General features: G+C 52.9%; 6 protein-coding genes. 1 reads left to right on the top strand and 5 read right to left on the bottom strand.

The features are described 5' to 3' along the window. A partial coding sequence (locus DW754_RS11120; protein WP_233540190.1) for a hypothetical protein occupies positions 1-241 on the top strand: 241 nt, incomplete at its 5' end. On the opposite strand, the gene DW754_RS11045 is transcribed toward DW754_RS11120, so the two are convergent. From DW754_RS11045 to tet, 5 genes are all read right to left on the bottom strand, one after another. Further along, entirely contained in the window at positions 217-483 is a 267-nt protein-coding gene (locus DW754_RS11045; RefSeq protein WP_035300361.1) for a transposon-encoded TnpW family protein, read from the bottom strand. The two genes, DW754_RS11120 and DW754_RS11045, sit on opposite strands and share 25 nt — an antisense overlap. Positions 484-567: 84 nt before the next feature. After that, positions 568-987: a cysteine-rich VLP domain-containing protein gene (locus tag DW754_RS02085; RefSeq protein ID WP_021631987.1), complete on the bottom strand. Its 420-nt coding sequence runs from the start codon at positions 985-987 to the stop codon at positions 568-570. Next, complete coding sequence (gene mobQ, locus DW754_RS02090; RefSeq protein ID WP_117759895.1) at positions 984-2,450, bottom strand: MobQ family relaxase; 1,467 nt, start codon at positions 2,448-2,450, stop codon at positions 984-986. Before mobQ ends, DW754_RS02085 begins: the two co-directional genes overlap by 4 nt. Then, entirely contained in the window at positions 2,451-2,744 is a 294-nt protein-coding gene (locus DW754_RS10925; RefSeq protein ID WP_021631985.1) for a DUF3847 domain-containing protein, read from the bottom strand. Positions 2,745-3,044: 300 nt separating this feature from the next. Beyond that, positions 3,045-4,982, bottom strand: a complete 1,938-nt coding sequence (tet, locus tag DW754_RS02100) for a TetM/TetW/TetO/TetS family tetracycline resistance ribosomal protection protein (protein ID WP_117759896.1) — start codon at positions 4,980-4,982, stop codon at positions 3,045-3,047. Between the last annotated feature and the right edge of the window lie 402 nt (positions 4,983-5,384).

Here is a 5,384-nt window from a genome sequence, read left to right on the forward strand (position 1 = left end):
TGACCAGAAGGTCTATGCCGTCCTCTTTTCATGCCAATTTGTTCGCTCTGGTGGGCGCTCGCTTTCGTTGCCGAAACATCGACATTGCCTTGGTCGAAACCTGCCAAAAAGGGACAGGTTTATTTTGGTCGGTTTTATCTGGGCAAACGTGGTCATCTATCGCAATGTAGTCGTTCGGGTTTTGTCAATAAGGATAGAGAAAAAAGTAAATTATTTTTATGAGGTTACAACATCGGATTGAATAAGGCGCAGTACCTTGTCGGTAAAGGTTTCCCGGCTGGTCTGGCTGAAATGGAAATAAATATCAAAGGTCGTACCGCCAACGGTCTTTACCATATCGGGTGGCGGTACGTCCGGGGCGGGTGAAGCGTTGCCGCCCGCCATCACGGGCAGGGGGATGGCCTTGCCCTCTCTGCTGGTGCTGTCGCTCCCCTCCGGGGCGGGGATGGTGCTGGTGATCGTCATGCTGGGGTCGTAGGTCATAGGCTCTCCTTTCATCATTCATCAAAGTTAATCCACGTGAGCGCCATTTTGCCGCCCACGTTGGAGTGGGGGAAGGGGAATGTATTAGTCCCCCTTTGAGGACTGTCCACAAGCCCCCTGATTGCAAGGCTTTTCAGCCTCTAAATGTCCACGCCTGCGGCGTTCCCGTTCGCTGGCAGCTTTCTTTCTCCGGCGCACATTGGCGGCGCACTCGTCACAGTATTTGCCCCGATTGGAGCGCGGCACGAACATCGCCCCGCACTCGGCACAGGGCCGCGCCTGTCCTCGGTGGAGCAAGGCGGCACACAACCCCTTGTCTGTTGGCAGGACGGCGGCGCGGAACCATTTACAGACCAGGGAATAGGTGATACTCTGGACGCAGACACAAGGCTCCCAGCCGTCATCAAGAGCAAGACAGTTGCCGCCGTCATAATTGCAGCAGTCATGCACCAGCCGCCGGACGGCTCGGTACTGCTGGTAGGTCAGTCGGGGAATGCCGTTCACCGCTCCACCTCCCGGCGTTTCTGCTGGGTCTGCTCCTGCTGGTGTATGGCAGCATCGGCGTTCCGCTTCACCTGTTGAAGCCGCCGCAAATCGTCTTGGATAGGCTTGTACTGCTCATACTCGGCTGTGTACTCCTGGTGAAGCCTCGCCTGTTCCTGTTCCCACGCATGAACGGGGATTTTACCAGCAGGGGAACGGTGCTTGTCCAGCTTCCGGCGGGCCATGTGGAACGTCCTCAACTCGTTCTCATGCTCCCTCTCGAATTTTTCCCGCTTGCCCTTCCACTTGATACCCTGCAACTCGTCATAGACGGGCTTGGTGTCTCGGTAGAGGTCAACAAGGCGAAGCAGTTCCTTCAATTCGTTCAGACGGTCACGCTTCGCTTTCATGGATGTGTTGATGGCCTCCGTTCGTTCACTCTGGGCGGCGATATGGGTCTCTAAATCTTCCAGCGTAGCGATGCCCCTCTCGGTCAGAAAATTGATGGCCTCGGCAAAACCTTTAAGATTTCCAATCCTGGCGTTGCGGCTCCATGCTCCGGCGTTCCGGCCCTCATAGTAGTCGGTCAGCAGGGCGGCAAGGGTCGGGGCCTGGGGCTTGCTCAATTCTTCTTTTATGGCCTTAATCCAATCCGTCAGGCCGGCGATTTTCTTCCGAATATCCCGCAGAATGTTGTTGGCCTTTTTTATCCAGCGGTTCAGATCGCCCTTGTCGGCGGGGATGCCCTTGGCCTCCATCTGGCGGACGGCCACGCCCTCATGGACGGTGGGCAGCAGGTCAAGGCCCTGACGCTCATAGGAGCGGTGGTCGATGCGGCAGGTCAGCCCCTTTTCCTCAAACTTGGCGTTCACCATAGCGGCCCACGCCTCCCGCCAATGTTCCAGTGTTTCCGGGCTTCCCCAGTCGGTAGTGGGAACAGCGTCAAAGAGGGGCTTGCCGTCCTCTCCCATAATGCGGTTCCCGTCCTCGTCCAGACGGTAGCGGCGGCGCTGCTTGCACCCCCATTTGCCGTCTGGCTCAATGGGCCGGATGGGGCAGAGAACATGAAAGTGCGGGTTAGGAATACCGCCGTCCTCCTTGTCCGGCTGGTGGATGGCAAAGTCGGCAATCATGCCCCGGCCCACAAGCTGCTCCGAAACAAATTGCCTTGCAAGAGCGATGTTTTCCTCCAATGAAAACTCGTTCTGCAAGGCAATGTCAAAGCTATATGCAAGCTGGGCTTTCTTGCCGCGCTCGGCCTTCTCCACGGCGTTCCAGAGGGTGGCGCGGTCTTGGTACTGGTTGGGGGCCTGGGGCGGCAGGAGAATGTCTGTGCAGACCACGCCGCCCTTGTGGGTGTAGTCGCTGACCTCGCCATAGTATTCGCTATACAATTTCTCCCCGGCTCGGTAGGCGGCGGACGTGACAACAGACTGTCCCGCGCTCCGTTTGACCTGGGTAACGTGGAGATGGAACAGGGTCAATTATCCGCTTTCCTGCTGGTCAGTGGCTTGGCTCACCAGGGCGGCAACTTCCGGCAGGGAAAAGACCTTTTCCATCAAAAGAAAAAAGGCCCTTTCGCTCATGCCGCGCACCTCCGGGGCGATACTCTCCACCGCTCCGCCACGGGTGATAAGTCGGTGGTTTCGCTTCTTCCTTTCGCCTTGGGTGTAGTAGCGGATGCGGTTCTCATACCGCTGGCCTCTGTGCTGGTACTGCTCCAACTTAGCGGTGGCCTCAGCATACTCTTTCTCTAATTCTTCGCGTGACTTGTCCATCGTGTTTGACCTCCTTCTTGGCAAAACAAAAGACCGTCTACCTGCTGTGTCGGGTAAACGGTCAAGGGTAACGGTATTCGGTTTTAGCCTCGCTGGAAAGGTGCAGACGCAGAGCGGATGTACCTTTCCAGCGAGGGCGCAGGGATAGCCGCAAAGCGGCGCAAGGGGCGCAGCCCCTTGTACGGAGCGGAGCGACGCAAACGGCCCGGACTTTCGGAAGTCCGGGCCGTAGCCTCGCAGAGCGCACGATACATGGTCGCAGACCATGTATAGAAGTGCGCCCTTTGTTCCAAAGGGATTTTATAAGTCCATCATTGATGGGAGAATTTTGTTGAACATATGGCGCACCTTATCAATCCGGGTGTTTGGGCGGCGTGGCTGAAAAACTGGTTCGCCGCTGGCGATTTGATACCCCTTCAATTCTGTTAAACAAACGCTTCTCCCGTTTGTATAAAAGGTGAGGTCATTGCGGTACTCTTGCACACAGCGGGCAGGGATTTCGCCAGTAATAATCACCTCGCTGTTTTTAACCTGGGTCGTTTCAATACTCGCGCAATATTTTGGTGCGTCATGATAAGCTCTGGAGAGATATTCCTGCGGCGCATAGAGTGTAAAAGAAAGATATGGTTCCAATAGCTGCGTCCCCGCCTTTTTCAACACCTGCTCCAATACAATAGGTGCCAATGACCGAAAGTCTGCGGGAGTGCTGACCGGACTATAATAAAGCCCATACTCAAAACAGATTTTACAGTCCGTTACCTTCCATCCATACACGCCTTGTTCCAGACCGTAGCGGATACCATCCAATACAGCGTTTTGAAAACTCTGATTCAAGTATCCAACGGAAACTTTGCTCTCATACTGCACTCCGGTGCCAAGGGGGAGAGGGGTGACGGACAGCCCGATGGACGCCCAGAATGGATTGGGCGGCACTTCGATATGAATGGTGTGACTTACCGCTTTCAATGGCCTCTCCATATAGATGACGGCAGGTTCTTTTGCAGTTGTGTTGAGCTGATATTTTTCCACCAGAAGATCAGAGATAATTTCCAATTGTACCCGGCCCAAAAAGGAGAGAATGATCTCATGGGTCACAGCGTCTACTTCATAGCGCAGAAGCGGGTCGGTATCCGCAATTTCTGTCAAGGCGTTTAACAAGCGTTCCCTCTGTTCTGGTTTCTCTGGTGCAATTGTTGTCCGCAGCAAAGGGAGAGGATTGTCGCTCCACGTTTCACGGGGCAGCAGCAGTTTGTTTCCCAGCACATCATTCAGCCGCAAACTGTCGCAGGGTACAATGACGATCTCGCCCGCATGGGCAATCTCTGTTCGGACAATCTCACCCTTTGAGGGGATACGCATTTCCGTAATTTTCAGTTTTTCTTTCCCTGCCAAGGCTACGGAATCCCGCAAATGAAGCGTACCGCTATACAACCGCAGATAGGCAAGGCGTTGGCTCTGGTTTGCGTACTCAACTTTGAACACAGTTCCGCACAATTCAGAGCTGTTCTGCCCGGTGGGTGATTGGAATGTATCTGTGACCGCTTCAATGAGTTGTCGGATTCCCAAGTTTACCTTGGCACTGCCATGATAGACCGGAAACAGAGAGACGCTTTGGATTCTCCTGTTTTCCTCCCGCAGAAGTTCTTCTTTGTCCATTGGTTCTCCGGCAATATATTTCTCCAACAATTCATCACAGTCCGCAATCACGGTATCCCAATTCTCCAGCCCCATGTTTTCCATGATGGATATATCCGGGGAAAGCTGCACGTTCTGCTTAATAATCATATTTGCGGAGAGCTTATCTCGGATAGACTGATACACACCTGGCAGGTCAATCCCGTCCTGGTCGATTTTGTTAATAAAGATAACAGTTGGGATTTTCATTACTTGCAGAGCATGAAACAGAATACGGGTCTGCGCCTGAACGCCGTCTTTTGCAGAAACAACCAAAATCGCTCCGTCAAGAATGCCAAGGGAGCGATAGACCTCCGCTAAGAAATCCATATGCCCAGGAGTATCCACAATGTTGACCTTACAATCGTGCCACTGAAAGGAAGTGACCGCCGTTTGAATGGTGATTCCACGCTGCCGCTCTAAAAACATGGTGTCCGTTCTCGTTGTTCCCTGATCCACACTGCCGGGCGCCTCGATTGCTCCGCTGGTATATAACAGGCTCTCCGTCAAGGTCGTCTTACCTGCGTCTACATGAGCAAGAATGCCAATATTGATGATTTTCATATGATTGTCCTCCATACAAGGCCCAGAAGGGCGCAAAAATCCCCAGCGACAAATACTTTTACCGCTGGGGATGATAGGTAGGACACACATGAAAACTGCGGCCAAGGCTGGCCGTTGTCTATCACGATATGAAATGAAAAGGCAAAAGTATTCTTAAATTGGGTACAAAAACCAAGCCCTCTCCTTGAGGACGTTTGTCTTTGTTCCCATTATCAAATTTTATTTAAGAATACCTTGCCGCATATTGATAAACTCCTTTGCTTGGATGTTTATATAGTATCGCATATCAAATTCCCAAAAGCAACCCTGTTAAGATAAATTTTTTCTGTCACTGCACCTCCCTTGATTACCTTGATTGTCATTTTCATTGCAACAGCCTCAGGACTCAGCGCAACGCGTTGC

The organism is Collinsella sp. AM29-10AC (assembly GCF_003469085.1).
Taxonomy (GTDB): Bacteria; Actinomycetota; Coriobacteriia; order Coriobacteriales; family Coriobacteriaceae; genus Collinsella.

Bases quoted from the DNA above. Each gene is read 5' to 3' on its own strand.
- DW754_RS11045 (WP_035300361.1), bottom strand. From the start codon at position 483: ATGACCTACGACCCCAGCATGACGATCACCAGCACCATCCCCGCCCCG.
- DW754_RS10925 (WP_021631985.1), bottom strand. From the start codon at position 2,744: ATGGACAAGTCACGCGAAGAATTAGAGAAAGAGTATGCTGAGGCCACC.
- tet (WP_117759896.1), bottom strand. From the start codon at position 4,982: ATGAAAATCATCAATATTGGCATTCTTGCTCATGTAGACGCAGGTAAG.